The following is a 16,245-nucleotide window of genomic DNA, read 5'->3' on the forward strand; positions in this document are numbered from 1 at the left end:
GTTCAGGAGATTCCGCGTGACCGCGACCCAGGACCTCTACGAGCTCGGCGACGCGCCCGAGATCGGCACCGCCCCCGAGAAGATGTACGCCTCGCTCATCCGCCGCGAGCGCTACGGCCGGCCCGTCGACGCCTTCCGCACCGAGGTGGTCGACGTCCCGCCCGTCGGCCGCGGCCAGGTCCTGGTGAAGGTGATGGCGGCCGGCATCAACTACAACAACGTGTGGGCGGCGCTGGGCTCGCCGCTCGACGTGATCGCCGCACGGCAGAAGGCGGGCGCCACCGAGGACTTCCACATCGGCGGCTCCGACCTGTCCGGGATCGTGTGGGCGGTCGGCGAGGACGTGCGCGGGGTGAAACTCGGCGACGAGGTCGTCGTCCTCGCCAGCCGGTGGGACGAGAAGGCCGAGGACATCCGCCTGGGCGGCGACCCCGCCTTCTCCACCAGCCAGCGGGTGTGGGGCTACGAGGAGAACTACGGCTCCTTCGCACAGTTCGCGGTCGTCGACGACTACATGTGCCACCCCAAGCCGGCCCGGCTGTCCTGGGCGGAGGCGGCCTGCTACATGGCGACCGCCGCCACCGCCTACCGCCAGCTCTTCGGCTGGGAACCGCACACGGTACGCCCGGGCGACCCGGTGCTGATCTGGGGCGGCGCCGGCGGACTGGGCTGCATCGCCATCCAGCTGGTCCGGCACGTCGGCGGCATCCCGGTCGCGGTCGTCTCCGGCGAGGAACGCGGCGAGTTCTGCCTCAAGCTCGGTGCCAAGGGGTGGATCGACCGGCGGGAGTTCGACCACTGGGGCCGGCTGCCGGACACCTCCGACGAGGCCGCGACGGCCCGCTGGCTGACCGGCGCCCGCGCCTTCGGCCGGCGCTTCTGGGAGGTGCTCGGCGAACGCCGCAGCCCGCGCATCGTGCTGGAGCACTCGGGCGCCGACACCATCCCCACGTCCATGTACCTGTGCGACAACGGCGGCATGGTCGTCATCTGCGGCGGCACCACCGGCTACAACGGTGACGTGGATCTGCGCTTCCTGTGGATGCGGCAGAAGCGGCTCCAGGGCTCGCACGTCGCCGGCGCCCGCGAGGCACGGGAGGTCACCCGGCTGATCGACCAGGGCGTCGTCGACCCCTGCCTGTCACGGACCTTCGGCTTCGACGAGATCGGCCTGGCACACCAGCTCATCCACGACAACCGCCACCCGGCGGGGAACATGGCGGTGCTGGTGAACGCCCGGGTGTGACGGGCCGCGGGCGGCCCCGGCCGCCCGCGGAGCGGATCCCGTCGTCCCCCCCCCGGACCCCCGGATGATTCGCCCCCGGCCCGCGGGGTACCCGCCGCCAGGTACGACGCACGCGCTATCGCGGGAGGTACCCCATGGGCAAGCTGGGCGACATGGCGAAGAAGGCCAAGGAAATGGCCAAGGGGCACCCGGACCGGGCCGACAAGGGAGTCACGAGCGCCGAGCGGATGGCCGACGAGCGGACGGGCAACAAGTACGACGCCCAGACCGACAAGGCCGCCGACGCGGCCCGTCGTACCTACCGGGACGGCGGTCCGACGGAGCGCTGATCCTCATGTCCGGCTTCCGGCCCCCCGCGCACGGCGCGGGGGGCCGGAAGCGTGCGGCCGTTCCGGAAGAGCGTGCCCGGCCCGCTGTGCCGGCCCGGACCGGGTCCGCGGCGGCCGGCGGCGCCCGCCCCCGGCCGCCGCCGGGCGCCCAGGACCTCCAGGGCGGTGTGGCCCCTCGGCGCCGGAATCCGGGGAAGGACCGGGCCGGCCGGAGCTGAGGCAGCTCCGGCCGGCCCGGTCCTCGTGGGGCGCCCGGCCCCGGCGTCTGCGCGCGCCCTCACACCCGCAGCAGCTTCTTGACGATCTTTCCTGCGGGATTGCGCGGCACCTGCTCGATGAACTCCACGCGTCGCGGCCGCTTGTACGGTGCGAGCAGCCCCGTCACGTGCGCCAGCAGCTCCGCCGGGCCCGCCTCCGCGCCCGGCTCCAGGACGACGTACGCCAGGGGCACCTCGCCGTAGTCCTCGTCCGGCATCCCGACGACCGCGGTGTCCCGCACGGCCGGGTGGGTCATCAGGGCGCGTTCGATCTCCGAGGGGTAGACGTTCTGACCTGCGCGGATGATGACGTCCTTGGTGCGGTCCACGAGGCTGACGCGGCCCTGCCCGTCCACGAACCCCAGGTCGCCGGTCCTGATCCAGCCGTCGAGGGTGATCTCGCGGGTGGCCTCCGGGTCGTTCCAGTAGCCCTGCATGAGGCCGGGCCCGCGCACGACGATCTCGCCGATCTCGCCGCACGGCAGATCCCGGCCGCCCTCGTCCACCGCGCGCACCGACATGCCCGGCACGACCCGCCCGCACGGGATGCGGGCGGTGACGTCCCCGGGGGCGGGGTGCTCGTCGGGGCCGAGGGTCACGAACGGGCCGCCCACCTCGGTCATGCCGTACACCTGCCGGAAACCGCAGCCCAGCCGCTGGACGGCGTCGGCGTACACGTCGAGCGGCATCGGGGCGGCGCCGTACAGGATCTCCCGGAGGGAGGACAGGTCGGTGCTGCGGGACGCCTTGGCCTGCAACACGAAGCGCAGCATCTGCGGCACCATCCACAGGTGGGTGGCGCGGTGCCGTTCCACCGCGGAGAGCGCCCGCTGCGGGGTGAAACCGGGCATCAGCACGACCGTGGCGCCGGCCGCCATGTAGGTCAGGGACACGACCATGCTGCCGTGGTAGAGCGGGCAGCAGTTGACCATGACGATGTCGTCGGTGGGCCGGGCCATGACCAGCCAGCCCAGGGCGATGGCCCGGAAGGACCCGCTGTCGACGGTGACGCCCTTGGCCTGCCCGGTGGTCGCCGAGGTGTGCAGCACGGCGATCGGGTCGGTGTCGGCCACGGCGGGCAGGTCCCGCTCGGCGGCCAGCGTGCCCAGCGCCTCGAAGGCGGGTTTGTCGAAGGCCAGCCGCATCCGCACCGACCCCGGCAGCTCGGTGTGCCGGTCCAGCAGTTCGGACTCGCCGAGGACGGCCACCGCTCCGACGCGTTCGACGATGCCGGTGACCTCGGGCACGGCCAGGCTGTGGTTCAGCGGCACGAACAGCGCGCCGAGCCGGGCGAGCGCGAAGTACGTCTCCAGGACCTCGACGCGGTCCTTGGAGAGCACGGCGACCCGGTCACCGCGTGCGATGCCCAGATCGGCCAGCCCGCGCGCCAGTTCGGCCGTCCGGTCGTGGAACTCGGCCCAGGTGACGCTGCGTCGCTCGTCCACCAGCGCCGTCCGGTCGGGAAAGCACTGGCGGTTGCGCTCCAGCAGCTGAGTCAGCCACATCACGCACCGCCGGTGGCACCGCCGGTGGCACCGGCGGCGGAGTGCTCGGAGACGAAGCGCTCGTAGTCGGCGATCGTGCGCAGCTTCTCCATGTCCTCCGCGGTGATCTCCACGCCGAGCCGCTGCTCGACGAGCAGGACGAGACGGACCAGGTCCCCGGAGTCGATGCCGCTGGCGGCGAGGTCGACGTCGTCGCCCACCGTGTCCGCGTACTCGGTCGTGCCGGTGAGTTCGACCAGCAACTCCCTGATGGTGCTCATGGTTTCCCCTTTCGCCCCGGCGTGCCGGCCGCCGTGCGGATCTCGACTGTCACCCCCTCAAGAGGGGGAATCGGCCGGTCCCACTCCCCGGACCGGCTCGTGACCTTTGTCACGCGCGCGAACGGCGTGCGGCAGGGATAGCCGGCGCCTGCGTCCGGCCTCTTACCGCAACGAAGAGACGTGTTCCGGGAGATGCGTTCCGGTACGGCGCAGACGGAGAAGGAGAAGGAGTGATGCGAGTGCTCAGGCAGCCGGTACCGGTCCGGGCCGCGGGAGGGCGCCCGGCGCGCCGCGTCACCGCGGGACGCACCGCTCGTGGGGGCGGTGCCGCGTGAACGCCCGGGCCACCGCTGCCGTGTCCGCGGACGAGGGTGCCCCGTCCGCGGGACGGGGTGCCGTGCGGGCGGACCGGACAGCGGCGTCCGGGGGCCGGGGAGCCGCGCCGGCGGACCAGGACGGGCTGCTCGCGCACTTCGACGCCCTCATCGCCGACGGCGAGACGATCGAACCGCGCGACTGGATGCCCGACGGATACCGCCGCATGCTGATCCGCCAGATCGCCCAGCACGCCCACTCCGAGATCATCGGCATGCAGCCCGAGGGCGCCTGGCTCACCCGGGCCCCGTCCCTGCACCGCAAGTCGGTCCTCATCGCCAAGGTCCAGGACGAGGCCGGCCACGGCCTGTACCTGTACTCGGCCGCCGAGACGCTGGGGGTGGACCGCGCCGACCTGCTGGAAGCCCTGCACCGGGGACAGCAGCGGGCCTCCGCCACGTTCAACCACCCCGCCCTGACCTGGGCCGACACCGGGGCCATCGCCTGGCTGACGGACGGCGCCGCCGTCATCAACCAGGCCCCCCTGTGCCGCACGTCCTACGGGCCGTACGCCCGGGCGATGCGCCGCGTCTGCCAGGAGGAGGCCTTCCACGTGCGGCAGGGCTACGACCTGATGCGCGCGCTGTGCGAGGGGACGCCGGAGCAGAAGGAGATGGCGCAGGACGCGGTGAACCGCTGGTGGCTGCCGGCCGTCGCGCTGATGTTCGGCCCACCCGACACCGAGGCCGGCGGTGCCGACGCGCGGACGGCCGCGCTGGGCGCCGCGGTCTCCCGCCGCGCGATCGCCTGGGGCATCAAACGCCACACCAACGACGAACTGCGCCAGCGCTTCGTCGACAGTTGCGTCCCGCAGGCCGAACGCCTCGGCCTGACACTGCCCGACCCGGCCATCCGCTGGAACGACGAGCGCGGCCACTACGACTTCACCCCGATCGACTGGGACACCTACCGCGAGGCGCTGGGCGACGACACGCACTGGGCGCGGCAGCGGATCGCGCACCGGAGTGCCGCGCACGACGAAGGCGCCTGGGTGCGGGAGGCGGCCGCCGCGTACGCCGCCCGCGCGGAAGCGGAAGCGGAAGAAGCGGAAGAAGAGGAGGCGGAAGCGGGCGCCGGTGCGTCGTCGGCCGGAGCGCCCGCCGGGGAGCGGACGGGCACCGGCGGCACGGACGGGGCGCAGTCCGGCGCCGCCGCCCCGCAGCGGACGGAGGAACACGCATGACCCGCGACCGGGAGGGCGCACCGGCGTCCTGGGAGGTCTTCCTGCGGACCCGCCGGGGGCTGGCGCACCAGCACGCGGGGTCGGTGCGCGCGGCCGACCCGGACACGGCGCTGGCGCTGGCCCGTGACCTGTACGCCCGCCGCGGCGACCCGCTCTCGCTGTGGGTGGTCCGTTCGGACGCCGTGCACACGGCCTCCCCGGACGAACGCGACCCGTACTTCGCCGCTGCCCGCCACAAGCCGTACCGGTATCCCGAGCACTTCGCGCCGCTGACCGAGAAAGGGCCCGATGGTGACCACACCGAGTGACACACGCGCGGACCCGGCCGTGGCGGCTGCGGCGGCCGGTGCCGCTCCGGTGGCGGCCGACGGCACCCCCACCGTTCCCGGAGCCGGCACCGACGCCGATCTCGCCCTGCATCTGCTGCGCCTCGGCGACGACGCCCTCGTCCTCGGGCAGCGCCTGTGCCAGTGGATCACGCGCGCGCCGACCGTCGAGGAGGACCTGGCGCTGTCCAACATCGCCCTGGACCTGATCGGTCACGCCCGCACCCTGCTCACCCGCAGCGGACAGCTCGACGGGACCGGCCGCACCGAGGACGACCTCGCCTTCACCCGCTCGGAGCGCCGGTTCACCAACGCCCTGCTCACGGAGCTGCCCAACGACGACTTCGCGGTGACCGTGGCCCGGCAGCTGGCCTACACGCACTACGCGGTCCTCCACTACGAGGCGCTGGCGGGCTGCGCCGACGCCGAACTGGCCGCTTTCGGGGCCCGGGCCGCCAAGGAGGTCGCCTTCCACCGGCTGCACGCGGACCGCTGGACCCTGCGGCTGGGACGCGGCACCCCGCAGAGCACCCGCCGCATGCAAAGGGGCCTCGAGCGGGTGTGGCCGTACACCGCTGAACTCTTCGACGAGGACGACGTGGTCCGGCGCCTGGCCGCCGCCGGCACGGTGCCCTCACCGGCACCCCTGCGCGGCGAGTGGGAACGGCGCGTCACCCACGTCGTCACCGACGCGGGGCTCACGGTGCCCACGGCCTCCTGGTCGGCCAGGGGCGGCCGCTCCGGCCTGCACACCGAGCAGTTCGGCCCGCTGATCGCCGAACTCCAGTCGGTGCACCGGCAGTTCCCCGGAGGTACCTGGTGAACGAGCCGGCACCGACCAAGACCCCCCTCCCGGTGCGGGAGGTGCGCGAGCGGGTGGAGGCCGTCCCGGACCCGGAGCTGCCGGTGATCGGCCTGGGCGACCTCGGTGTGGTGGCCTCGGTGGCCCCGGGCGCCGACGGGGTCCTCGAGGTGGAGATCACGCCCACCTACCTGGGCTGCCCCGCACTTCCCGCGATCACCTCCGCGGTACGGGAGGTGCTGACCGCCTGCGGCCACCCCGACGGCCGCGTACGACAGGTCCTGTCCCCGCCCTGGACGACGGACCGCATCACCCCCGAGGGACGGCGCAGGCTCGCCGCGAACGGCATCGCCCCGCCGGTGTCCCCGGCCCCTGCCGGACCGGTCCCGGTCGGGCTGGGCGGCGTGCCCTGCCCGCACTGCCGTTCGCGGGCCACCCGGCCGCACACGCCCTTCGGACCGTCCCGGTGCCAGTCGGTGATGTGGTGCACGGCGTGCCGCGAACCCTTCCCCCACCTGACCGCGCTGTGAGGCCGCCCGTGAACACCGCCACCCCGCCCACCGCCCACCGCGAGGTGCCCGGCGACCGGGACAGGGGCCGGGACCGGAACCGGGGCACACGCCCGCGCACCGGCTGGCACCGCCTGGAGGTCACCGAGGTGCGCCGCCTCACCGCCGACGCCGTGGCCGTCGGCCTGGACGTACCGGCCGCGCTGCGCGAGGTCTTCGCCCACCGGCCCGGCCAGCACGTCGTCGTCCGCCATCACCGCGCCGACGGCGAACTGCGCCGCAGCTACTCGGTCTGCCCGCCGCCCCACCACCCCCGGGCGCTCCGCCTGGTCGTCAGACGGGGCGGCCCCGACGGCTTCGGCGCCCACGCCACCAGCCGCCTCGCCCCCGGTGACCGTCTCGAACTCTCCCCGCCCACAGGCGATTTCGCCCTGCCGGACCTGCCCGGTGCCCATCACTTCCTCCTCGCCGGCGGCTCGGGCATCACCCCGCTCGCCGCCATGGCCGCCCACGCGCTGCGCCACGACCTGGCCTGCCGCGTCTCCCTCGTCCACTCCGTCCCCACGTCCGCGGACGCCCTGCTGGCCGACGAACTCGCCGAACTCAAGGACGTGTTCCTCGACCGGCTCACCGTCCTGTACGTCCTCACCCGCGAGGACCGCGGCCACGGCGACGGCCTGTTCGGCGCACGGATCGACGCCGGGAGCCTGTCCCGTCTGCTCGCGGCGACGGACGCCCGGCCCGGCCCGGACACCGTGTTCGCCCTGTGCGGTCCGCCCGGTCTGGTCGACACCGCGCGGCAGGCCCTGGCGGACCGGGGAGCCGACCCGGCCCTCGTCCGCTGGGAGTTGTTCACGGCGCCCGGCACGTCACGGCCAACACCGGACACGGCCGCACCGGTCCGCACGGCCGCGGCGGTCCCGGGCCAGGGGGAGGCTCGCGTCACCGCCCTGCTCGACGGGCGCCGGCGCGTCGCCACCGTCCTGCCGCAGGACACGGCGATCCTCGACGCGCTGCTGCGGGCGCACCCCGACGTGCCGTACGCCTGCCGCGAAGGCGTGTGCGGCAGCTGCCGCGCGAAGGTCCTGTCCGGCCGGGTGGCGGCGCAGGGCCAGTACGCCCTGGACCGGGGCGACCGCGCCGACGGCTACACGCTCGTCTGCCGGGCACGACCGAGCACCCCCGAGGTCACCCTCGACTTCGACGCATGACCCGCACCGGCGGGCAGGCCGCCGCACCACGACGCCGCACCACGACGCCGTACGACCACCGAGCGAAGGAGAACCGCGTTGACCACCACCGCCCGCCACGAGGGGAAGACCGCCCTGGTCACCGGAGGCAGCCGGGGCATCGGCAGAGCGATCAGCCGCCGCCTCGCCCGTGAGGGCGCGCTGGTCGCGGTCCACTACGGGCACGACCCGGCCGCCGCCGAACGGACGGTCAAGGAGATCGAGGCCGACGGCGGCCGCGCCTTCCCCGTGCACGCCGAACTCGGGGTGCCCGGCGACGCCGACACCCTCTGGTCGGCCTTCGACCGGGCCCTGGCCGGGCAGGACGCGCCGACCGGGCTCGACATCCTCGTCAACAACGCGGGCATCACCGTCCCGCGCCCCGTCGCCGAGGTGACCGAGGCCGACTTCGACCGGGTCTTCGCGATCAACACCAAGGCGCCGTTCTTCATCGTCCAGCGCGGCCTGGAGCGGCTGCGCGACGGCGGCAGGATCGTGAACATCTCCTCCGTGGCGACCCGCGTCGCCTTCCCCGCGATCGTCGCGTACACCATGACCAAGGCCGCCCTCGACTACCTCACCCTCTCCCTCGCCCAGGAGCTGGGCCCCCGCGGCATCACGGTCAACGCCGTGGCGCCCGGCTACACCGAGACCGAGATCAACCCCACGCTCGGCATCCCGGAGATCCGCCGCAGGTACTCCGAGGCCTCCGTGTTCCGCCGGCTCGGCGACCCGGCGGACATCGCCGACGTCGTCTCCTTCGTCACGAGCGACGACGCCCGCTGGGTGACCGGTCAGTGGATCGACGCCTCCGGCGGTGCCCACCTCGGTGTGTGACACCCCGGCCCGGCGCCCCGCCCCGGCCGTCCGTCGGCCGTCCCTCCAGGAGTTGCGATGAACGACAGCACGTCCGCGCTCGCCGAGCCGGTGACGGACGACTCCCCGGCCCAGCCCTTCACCGGCGCGAGCCCCTACGACACCTACGTCCACGCGTCCGTCCTCAACTCGCTGCAGCACCCGCTCACCGAAGCCCCGGACGAGATGGCCTTCCTCGTCACCACCCAGGTGATGGAGCTGTGGTTCACCCTGATCGTGCACGAGTGGCGCACCGCACGCGTGGCCTTCGCCAAGGACGACCTGCGCGCGGCCACGGACGCCCTGGTGCGCAGCCGCCGGGCGCTGACCGCCCTCAACGGCGCCTGGGCGCCCATCGCCGCGCTGACCCCCGCCCGGTTCAACGGCTTCCGGGCGGCGTTCGGCCAGGCTTCCGGCTTCCAGTCGGCGATGTACCGGCACATGGAGTTCCTCCTCGGCGACAAGTCCGCCGGGATGCTGCGCGCCCACCGGGGCGACCCGGCCGTCCACGAGGCACTCGCGGACACCTACCGCGAACCGTCCCTGTACGACGAGGTGCTCGCCTTCCTGCACCGGCAGGGCCTGCCCGTGCCGCGGAGCGTCCGCGAGCGGGACGTCACCCGCCCGTACGCCTCCGACCCCGCGGTGGTGGAGGTCTGGCGGCACGTCTACGCGGGACCGCAGCACCACCCCCACCTCGCGCTGGGCGAACTGCTCACCGACATCGCCGAACTGGTCACCCGCTGGCGGTTCGAGCACGTCCTGGTGGTGCGCCGCGCCATGGGCTCGAAGCCGGGCAGCGCGGGCTCCGCCGGCCTGGCCTGGCTGGAGAAGCGCGCGGCCCGCCCGGTCTTCCCCGAACTGTGGGAGGTGCGCGGTGACGTCTAGGGTCATCTCCGCCTTCGCGGCCGAGGAGGAGGAACGGGTCCTCGGCCTGAAGCCGGTGCTGGCACCGGTGCACGGCCGCTACGGCGACCACCCGCACCAGTCCTACGACGCCTGGCCCGCCGCCGGTCCCGACGCGCCGCTGGTCGTCCTGCTGCACGGCGGCTACTGGCGCTACGACCGGATGCACCTCACCCCCTTCGCGGCTCACCTCGCCCAGCAGGGCTTCGACGTCCTGCTCCCCGGCTTCCGCCGCTCCGGCGGTGCGGGCGGCTGCCCCGAAACCTTCGACGACGTCGCCCGGATCGTGGACACCCTGCCCGAGGGGCGGCCCTACGTCCTGGCGGGCCACTGCTCCGGCGGCCACCTGGCACTGTGGTGCGCCGCCCGCGCCCTGCTGCCCGCCGGCTCCCGCTGGCACACGCGCACCCTGCCCACGAGCGTGCTCGCCCTCGCACCGATCACCGACCTCACCGCCACCCGGCGCGACGACCTCAGCAACGGAGCCGCCCTGCAACTCCTGGGCGGCGAGGAGGGGTTCGACCGCTGGCTGCCCGAGGTCGACCCGCTGACCCTGCTGCGCGGGGCCGGCACGACCGGGGTGCCCACCGTGCTGCTGCACGGCGCCGTCGACGAGGAGGTCCCGCTCACGCAGTTCAGCGACTACGCGGCCGTCCACCGCGACCTGAGGACGGTCGTCCTGCCCGGCACCGGCCACTACACCCTCATCGAACCGGGGGCACCCGGCGCCCGCGCGGTCGCCGACACCCTGCGGGAGATGTCGGCCGCGTTCCCCCCGCGGCCGTCCGACCGGGCGGGCGAGGAGGCCGCACACCGATGACCACCGCACTCCCGGCCCCGACCGCCCTGCGCGAACTGGCCGCACAGCGCGACGCGGACGACCCCCTGGCCCCCCTCCGCACGCGGTTCCTGCTCCCGGCGGACGTCGTCTACCTCGACGGCAACTCCCTCGGTCCGCTGCCCGCCGCCGTCCCGCCGGTCCTCTCCGATGTGGTGACCCGCCAGTGGGGCACCGACCTGATCGGCTCCTGGAACGCGAACGGCTGGTGGCAGGCGCCCCTGCGGGTGGGCGACGCCGTCGGCGCGCTCATCGGGGCCGCGCCGGGGCAGACGGTCGCGGGCGACTCCACCAGCGTGCAGTTGTTCACCGCGCTCGAGGCCGCCACCACGCTCCGCCCGGACCGGCCCCTGCTGGTCACCGACCCCGGACACTTCCCGACCGACCGCTACCTGGCCGACGCGGTCGCCCGCCGCCGCAACCTCGAGGTGCGCCGGGTCCCCCCGGCCGGCCTGCCGCGGTTCCTCGAGACCGACGGCGCCCGGGTCGCCGTCGTCAGCTACTCGCCCGTCGACTTCCGCACCGGCGAACTGCACGACATGCGGGCGCTGACCCGGGCCGCGCACGAGGCCGGCGCCCTCGCGCTGTGGGACCTGTGCCACGCGGCCGGAGCCCTGCCCCTCGACGTCGACGCCCTCGGCGTGGACCTGGCCGTCGGCTGCGGCTACAAGTTCCTCTCCGGCGGCCCCGGCGCGCCCGCCTTCCTGTACGTGGCACGCCGTCACCACGCGTCGCTCGAGACGCCGCTGCCCGGCTGGACCGGTCACGCCGACCCGTTCGGTCTGGGCGGGCACTACACCCCCGCCCCGGGCATCGCCCGCGCCCGCATCGGTACTCCGCCGATCCTGTCCCTGCTCGCCCTCGAAGCCGCCCTCACCGCCTTCGACGGCGTCGACATGACCGAGGTCCGCCGCAAGAGCCTGTCGCTGACGGGCTTCTTCCTGCGCTGCGCGGAGGAACTGCTCACGCCCGAGGGCTTCACCCCCGTCACCCCGGCCGAGCCCGGCCGCCGCGGCAGCCAGGTCACCCTGCGCCACCCCCACGCCCACGGGCTGGTCCTCGCCCTCGCCCGCCGCGGTGTGATCGCCGACATGCGCGCGCCCGACCTGCTCCGTTTCGGCGTCAACGCCCTCTACACCACCCACCAGGACCTGCTCACGGCCGCACTGCGCCTGCGCGACATCGCCCACGAGGCCGCCTACGACCCGACGCCACCGCCCGCGGGACCGGTCACCTGAGGACTCCGGCCGCGCACGGGGCCGCACAGCACCGGCGCGGGCCGGCCCGGTGAAAACGTCCGCACCGGGCCGTCGCGGGGCAAGGGGTGTCCGCCCCGACGGCCCGTCGGGGCGGACACCGTCTCCGCTGCCTCAGGCAGGGCCCGGCGTCTCCGTGTCTCCGCTACTTCAGGTAGGGCCCGTCCGTGCCGATCTTCCCGGGACCGTTGAGCACGTAGACCCGGAGGTTCCCCTTCCCGGGGGCCGCGACGGACAGCGTGCCGTTGGTGACGGTCTTCGTGGTGCCCGTGACGGCGTCCGTGTACGTGCCGTTGGGGATGCCCGTGTACGTCGCCGAGTCGGTCACCGTGACGAGCGCGAAGCTGTCCGTGCTCCCGCTGGTGTAGCGGCGCTTGTAGGCCATGCCGCCGGAGATGCCCTCCGTGGAGTACTGGCCCATCTGGAGGGCCGGTACGGCCCGGCGGATCTGGTTGAGCCGCTGCACGTGCTTGACCAGCGGCTGGGCGAGCGTGGTGGCGACCTGACCGCTGGCGGAGGCGACGGTGCCGAAGCCGGACGCCGTGACGGAGCCCGCCAGTTGGTCGCCGTAGTAGGCGCGTCCCGTCGTCGCGAGGGGACAGGTGGGGCCGCAGTCGAGCTGCTTGCCCTTCTGGAACTCGATCTCCGAGCCGTAGTAGAGGGTCGGGATGCCGCGGAAGGTCCACATCAGCGACATGTTCTCGGCCCAGGCGTCGGTGCCGCCGGTGTAGCGGGTGTTCGACTTGTTGGGGCCGTAGTCGTGGCTGTCGACGTAGACGACGTTGTAGGTGGCGTCGTTGGTGCTGTCGTCGGAGTCCTTGCCGTTGCTGTAGGCGTTGTACGCGTCACCGAAGTTCATGTGCATGCGCATGTCGATGATGTTCATGCCGGAGAACTTGCTGTGGTCGGGCGCGTGGTAGGTGTTGCCGTTCAGGAACGCGTTGGTGGAGGTCGGCTGGTTGCCGGTGCCGAGGTTGTTCTCGTAGTTGTACTGCTCCAGGGCCGCCGCCGTGTCGTCGGCGCTGTACTCCTTGCGCTCCTTCCAGGTGTAGAACTGCGCCGAGTGGTTGACCGAGCCGCGGTTCCACTTGTCGTTGACGAACGCGGCGACCTCGCCGAAGACGAAGAAGTTGCTCGCCGCCTCGGCCCCGAACTTCTGGGTGACGCGTTCCTGGATGGCCGGCAGGAAACGGCGGTTCCAGGTGACGCGCGGAATGTGCACGGCCGTGTCGACCCGGAAGCCGTCCACCCCCATGTCGATGTACTTGTTGTAGGCGCCGATCAGGTAGTTCTGCACGGGCGTCGACTCGGTGTTGAAGTCGGCCAGGTCCTCGTGCAGCCAGCAGGAGCGGGAGTCCTCGCCCTCCCAGTTGCCGATCCAGCACTGGTGGTAGTACGCCTTCGGGAACATGCCGGACGTCGGGTTCGGCCACTGGCAGTTGTAGATCGTGTAGCCCTCGGGGCTCTTGCCGCCGGTGGGCTTGCCCCAGTTGAGGCAGGTGTTGCCGGTCGGCTCGGCGGTCGACCACAGGTCGCCGTTGTAGTACGACTTCCCGGACTTGGGCTCGACGGTCAGGCCGTCGTACTCGAAGCCCGCGGCCTTCTCGTCGTAGTACCAGCTCCACTGGCTGTCGCGGACGCCGTACACGGTCGGGGTGAACAGGCCCTTGGCGCCCCAGCGGGAGCTGTGGTTGTAGACGACGTCCTGGTAGATCTTCATGCCCTTGGCGTGGGCCGCGTTGATCAGGTCCTGGTATGAGGCGCCGGTCGACTCCAGGCGGGCGTCGACCTTGTAGAAGTCGTAGCCGTGGTAGCCGTGGAAGTCGTAGTCCGAGCGGTTGAGGACGACCGGCGTGATCCAGACCGCCGAGAAGCCGAGGGCCTTGATGTAGTCGAGCTTCTCGACCAGGCCCTTGAAGTCACCTCGGAACATGGGGTCGTTGTTCGCCGCGTTGCCGGACTTGACGTGCTGGCTGCCGCCGCGGTTGTTGGAGCTGTCACCGTCGTTGAAGCGGGCGGTCATGACGAAGTAGATCGGGTCCTTGCGCGGATCCGTGCCCAGGGGTGCGCCGCCGGGGGGTGTGGCCGGCTTCTTCCCGGTGGTCGCCGTGGCCGCGGTGGAGGCGGCGGAGGTGTTCCCCGCCGCGTCCACGGCCTTGACCGTGTAGGTGTAGGCGGTCTCCTCCTCCAGGCCCGTGTCCGACAGGACGGTGGAGGTCACGTCGGTGACGGTGGTGCCCTTGGTCCCGCCGGTGCGGGTGACCTGGTACTTGGCCACGCCGGTGTCGTCGGTGGCGGCGTTCCAGGACACGACCACGGAGGTGTTCGTCGCGCTCGCCCGGACGTTGCCGGGAACGGTGGGTGCCTCGGTGTCGGGTTCCTCGGCGGCGCACGGGTCCTTGGCGTTCGCGGTGACGGTGTTGTTCTTCACCGTGCTCGTCCCGGACGCGATCGTGTAGTCCGAGCCGTTGTTGTTGTCCCAGACCCCGTTGCCGTTGTTGAAGGCGGCCTTCAGCGAGGTCGCGGAGCCGAGGCCGACCGTGCGCTTCCACCAGCCGGTGCAGGCCGCCTCCATGCCGACGCCGGGCACGGTGGTCCAGGCGCCGCCGGCGGGCTGGTAGTGCAGGTTGGCGGTGGTCCAGCCGAGCGTCTGGGTCGAGTAGTAGACGGTCGCCTCGTTGCCGGTGCCCCCGCCGGTGTCGGCGCACGGGTCGCTGTGCGCCACCACGCCGTCCTTGACCGTGATGTCTCCGGTGCCCAGGGCGTAGTTCTTGCCGCCGTTGTTGTCCCAGACCCCGCTTCCGTTGTTGAAGGTGGCCTGGAGCCCCGCGGCGGAGCCCAGGTCGACGGTCAGCTTCACCCAGTCCGTGCAGGCGGTCTCCATGCGCGAGCCGGGCACGGTGGTCCAGGTGCCGCCGTCGGGGGCGTAGTGCAGGTAGGTGTTCGTCCAGTTCTTCGTCTTCGTGTAGTAGAAGACGGTGGTGGTCGAGGCGGCGGTGGCGGACGCCGGCCCGGCGGCGGCCGCGGGTGTGGTGGGGGTGGTCAGGGGCAGGCCGAGGATGCCTGCGGCGAGAGCTCCGGCCGCCCAGGGGCGGGCGAGTGTTCGGCGGCGTCTCATGCGCGTCTCCAGGACGTGGTGGGAGGGACGGGTCCGTGCGGACGTCGACGGAGACCTTGACGCGCCTCGAGGCCTCCTGCGCCCGTCTGCGCTGCATGTCTCTTGGAAACTTGCAGCAACAACTTGCAGACGTCCGGAGGTTACCGGTACATGTCAGAGACGTAAAGGGTGCGCGCAGAGCCCGCCGAGGGCGCCCCCGCTCCGTGCCGTTCACCCCTCGAACGCCCCTCAGGGCAGGGGCGCGCCCCGCGCGGCGACCCACAGCCCGTACCACTCCTCGTGCGTGAGAGCGGGGGCTCGGTGCACGGCGTCGCGGCAGGCCAGGATGCGGTCGGGCCGCGTGGTGCCCACGACCGGTGCGATCCCCGCGGGGTGGCGCTGGAGCCACCACAGCAGGACGGTCTCGGGTGTCGTCCCCTTGCGGGCCGCGAGGTCCGCGACGAGCCGGGCGGCCGGTGCGTCCGACCCGCCGGTGAAGCGGCCCTGGGCGAGGGCTCCCCAGGCCTGCACCCGGATGTCGTGCGCCACGCAGTGCTCGACGGTTCCGTGCGGGAATCCGTTGGCCGCCCAGGCCGGGCTGTTGAGCAGGACACCCGACTCCACCCAGTCGCGCCGGGCCAGACTCATCTCGAGCTGGTCGACCACCAGGGGCACGTCCAGATGCGCCTGCAGGAAGGCGATCTGCGCGGCGCTCATGTTGGACACCCCGAACTGACGCACCAGCCCCTGCCCGTGCAGTGTGCGCAGTGCCTCCGCGATCTCCTCCGGACGGGCCAGCGGGTCGGGCCGGTGCAGCAGCAGGACGTCGACGGCGTCGGTACGCAGACGGGTCAGGCTCTCCTCGACCCGCCGGACGATCGCGCGCCCCCGGAGGTCGTAGGAGCCCGCCCGGGCGCCGTCCGGCAGGGTGATGCCGCACTTGGTCTGCAGCAGGATGCGCTCCCGCAGCCCGGATGCCCGGGCCAGTACCTCACCGAAGACCGCCTCGGACTTTCCGTACCGGTAGATGTCCGCGTGGTCGAACGCCGTGATGCCCGCCTCCAGCGCGGCCTGCACGGCGGCCTCCGCGTGGGAGACGTCCGCGGCCGTCCACGGCTTCGCGTCCCAGCTCCCTCCCAGTCCCATGCAGCCGTACAGCAGGCGGGCATCGCGTATGTCCGTGCGGGGGTTCATGTACGCGCTTCCTCTCGTGTGCGGGTCGTGTGCGGGCCGCGCGCGGGCGGACCCATGCCGCCGTGCCCGGGGTTCCGT

The 16,245-nt window shown here is 73.0% G+C and carries 15 protein-coding genes; 11 read left to right on the forward strand and 4 right to left on the reverse strand.

Features of this window, described 5'->3' with window-relative positions; genetic code table 11:
* Nucleotides 1–16 precede the first annotated feature (16 nt).
* The gene (gene ccrA, locus ACIP5W_RS24110) at nucleotides 17–1,246 is read left to right on the forward strand and encodes a crotonyl-CoA carboxylase/reductase (RefSeq protein ID WP_401477150.1); all 1,230 of its coding nucleotides are present in this window, start codon (nucleotides 17–19) and stop codon (nucleotides 1,244–1,246) included.
* Nucleotides 1,247–1,380: 134 nt separating this feature from the next.
* Entirely contained in the window at nucleotides 1,381–1,575 is a 195-nt protein-coding gene (locus ACIP5W_RS24115) for an antitoxin (protein ID WP_401477153.1), read from the forward strand.
* A gap of 277 nt (nucleotides 1,576–1,852) precedes the next feature.
* Here ACIP5W_RS24115 and ACIP5W_RS24120 read toward each other — a convergent pair whose 3' ends face one another.
* Both ACIP5W_RS24120 and ACIP5W_RS24125 read right to left on the reverse strand, forming a co-directional pair.
* Nucleotides 1,853–3,337, reverse strand: a complete 1,485-nt coding sequence (locus ACIP5W_RS24120) for a class I adenylate-forming enzyme family protein (RefSeq protein ID WP_401477261.1) — start codon at nucleotides 3,335–3,337, stop codon at nucleotides 1,853–1,855.
* Nucleotides 3,337–3,597: an acyl carrier protein gene (locus ACIP5W_RS24125; RefSeq protein ID WP_401477156.1), complete on the reverse strand. Its 261-nt coding sequence runs from the start codon at nucleotides 3,595–3,597 to the stop codon at nucleotides 3,337–3,339. Before ACIP5W_RS24125 ends, ACIP5W_RS24120 begins: the two co-directional genes overlap by 1 nt.
* Nucleotides 3,598–4,117: 520 nt before the next feature.
* On the opposite strand from ACIP5W_RS24125, the gene paaA reads away from it, so the two are divergent.
* From paaA to ACIP5W_RS24170, 9 genes are all read left to right on the forward strand, one after another.
* A complete protein-coding gene (gene paaA / locus ACIP5W_RS24130; RefSeq protein WP_401477264.1) occupies nucleotides 4,118–5,155 on the forward strand; it encodes a 1,2-phenylacetyl-CoA epoxidase subunit PaaA in 1,038 nt (345 codons plus the stop codon).
* Complete coding sequence (locus tag ACIP5W_RS24135; RefSeq protein ID WP_401477159.1) at nucleotides 5,152–5,463, forward strand: 1,2-phenylacetyl-CoA epoxidase subunit B; 312 nt, start codon at nucleotides 5,152–5,154, stop codon at nucleotides 5,461–5,463. The genes paaA and ACIP5W_RS24135 overlap by 4 nt, the downstream gene beginning before the upstream one ends.
* Nucleotides 5,447–6,304, forward strand: a complete 858-nt coding sequence (gene paaC, locus ACIP5W_RS24140; RefSeq protein ID WP_401477267.1) for a 1,2-phenylacetyl-CoA epoxidase subunit PaaC — start codon at nucleotides 5,447–5,449, stop codon at nucleotides 6,302–6,304. The genes ACIP5W_RS24135 and paaC overlap by 17 nt, the downstream gene beginning before the upstream one ends.
* Nucleotides 6,301–6,813 (forward strand): 1,2-phenylacetyl-CoA epoxidase subunit PaaD, encoded by a 513-nt coding sequence (gene paaD / locus ACIP5W_RS24145; RefSeq protein WP_401477162.1) that lies wholly within the window; start codon nucleotides 6,301–6,303, stop codon nucleotides 6,811–6,813. Before paaC ends, paaD begins: the two co-directional genes overlap by 4 nt.
* An 8-nt stretch (nucleotides 6,814–6,821) precedes the next feature.
* Nucleotides 6,822–8,003, forward strand: a complete 1,182-nt coding sequence (locus ACIP5W_RS24150) for a 2Fe-2S iron-sulfur cluster-binding protein (RefSeq protein ID WP_401477164.1) — start codon at nucleotides 6,822–6,824, stop codon at nucleotides 8,001–8,003.
* Between the two features lie 78 nt (nucleotides 8,004–8,081).
* Nucleotides 8,082–8,858: an SDR family oxidoreductase gene (locus ACIP5W_RS24155; RefSeq protein WP_401477167.1), complete on the forward strand. Its 777-nt coding sequence runs from the start codon at nucleotides 8,082–8,084 to the stop codon at nucleotides 8,856–8,858.
* Nucleotides 8,859–8,915: 57 nt separating this feature from the next.
* Entirely contained in the window at nucleotides 8,916–9,764 is an 849-nt protein-coding gene (locus ACIP5W_RS24160; RefSeq protein WP_401477170.1) for a tryptophan 2,3-dioxygenase, read from the forward strand.
* Nucleotides 9,754–10,602: an alpha/beta hydrolase gene (locus ACIP5W_RS24165; RefSeq protein WP_401477173.1), complete on the forward strand. Its 849-nt coding sequence runs from the start codon at nucleotides 9,754–9,756 to the stop codon at nucleotides 10,600–10,602. The genes ACIP5W_RS24160 and ACIP5W_RS24165 overlap by 11 nt, the downstream gene beginning before the upstream one ends.
* Entirely contained in the window at nucleotides 10,599–11,858 is a 1,260-nt protein-coding gene (locus tag ACIP5W_RS24170; protein WP_401477176.1) for a kynureninase, read from the forward strand. The genes ACIP5W_RS24165 and ACIP5W_RS24170 overlap by 4 nt, the downstream gene beginning before the upstream one ends.
* Before the next feature lie 163 nt (nucleotides 11,859–12,021).
* Here ACIP5W_RS24170 and ACIP5W_RS24175 read toward each other — a convergent pair whose 3' ends face one another.
* Nucleotides 12,022–14,994: a carbohydrate binding domain-containing protein gene (locus tag ACIP5W_RS24175; RefSeq protein ID WP_401477179.1), complete on the reverse strand. Its 2,973-nt coding sequence runs from the start codon at nucleotides 14,992–14,994 to the stop codon at nucleotides 12,022–12,024.
* 228 nt (nucleotides 14,995–15,222) lie between these two features.
* Nucleotides 15,223–16,167 (reverse strand): aldo/keto reductase family oxidoreductase, encoded by a 945-nt coding sequence (locus ACIP5W_RS24180; RefSeq protein WP_401477182.1) that lies wholly within the window; start codon nucleotides 16,165–16,167, stop codon nucleotides 15,223–15,225.
* Nucleotides 16,168–16,245 lie beyond the last annotated feature (78 nt).

The organism is Streptomyces sp. NPDC088766, from assembly GCF_044750845.1.
Classification (GTDB): domain Bacteria; phylum Actinomycetota; class Actinomycetes; order Streptomycetales; family Streptomycetaceae; genus Streptomyces.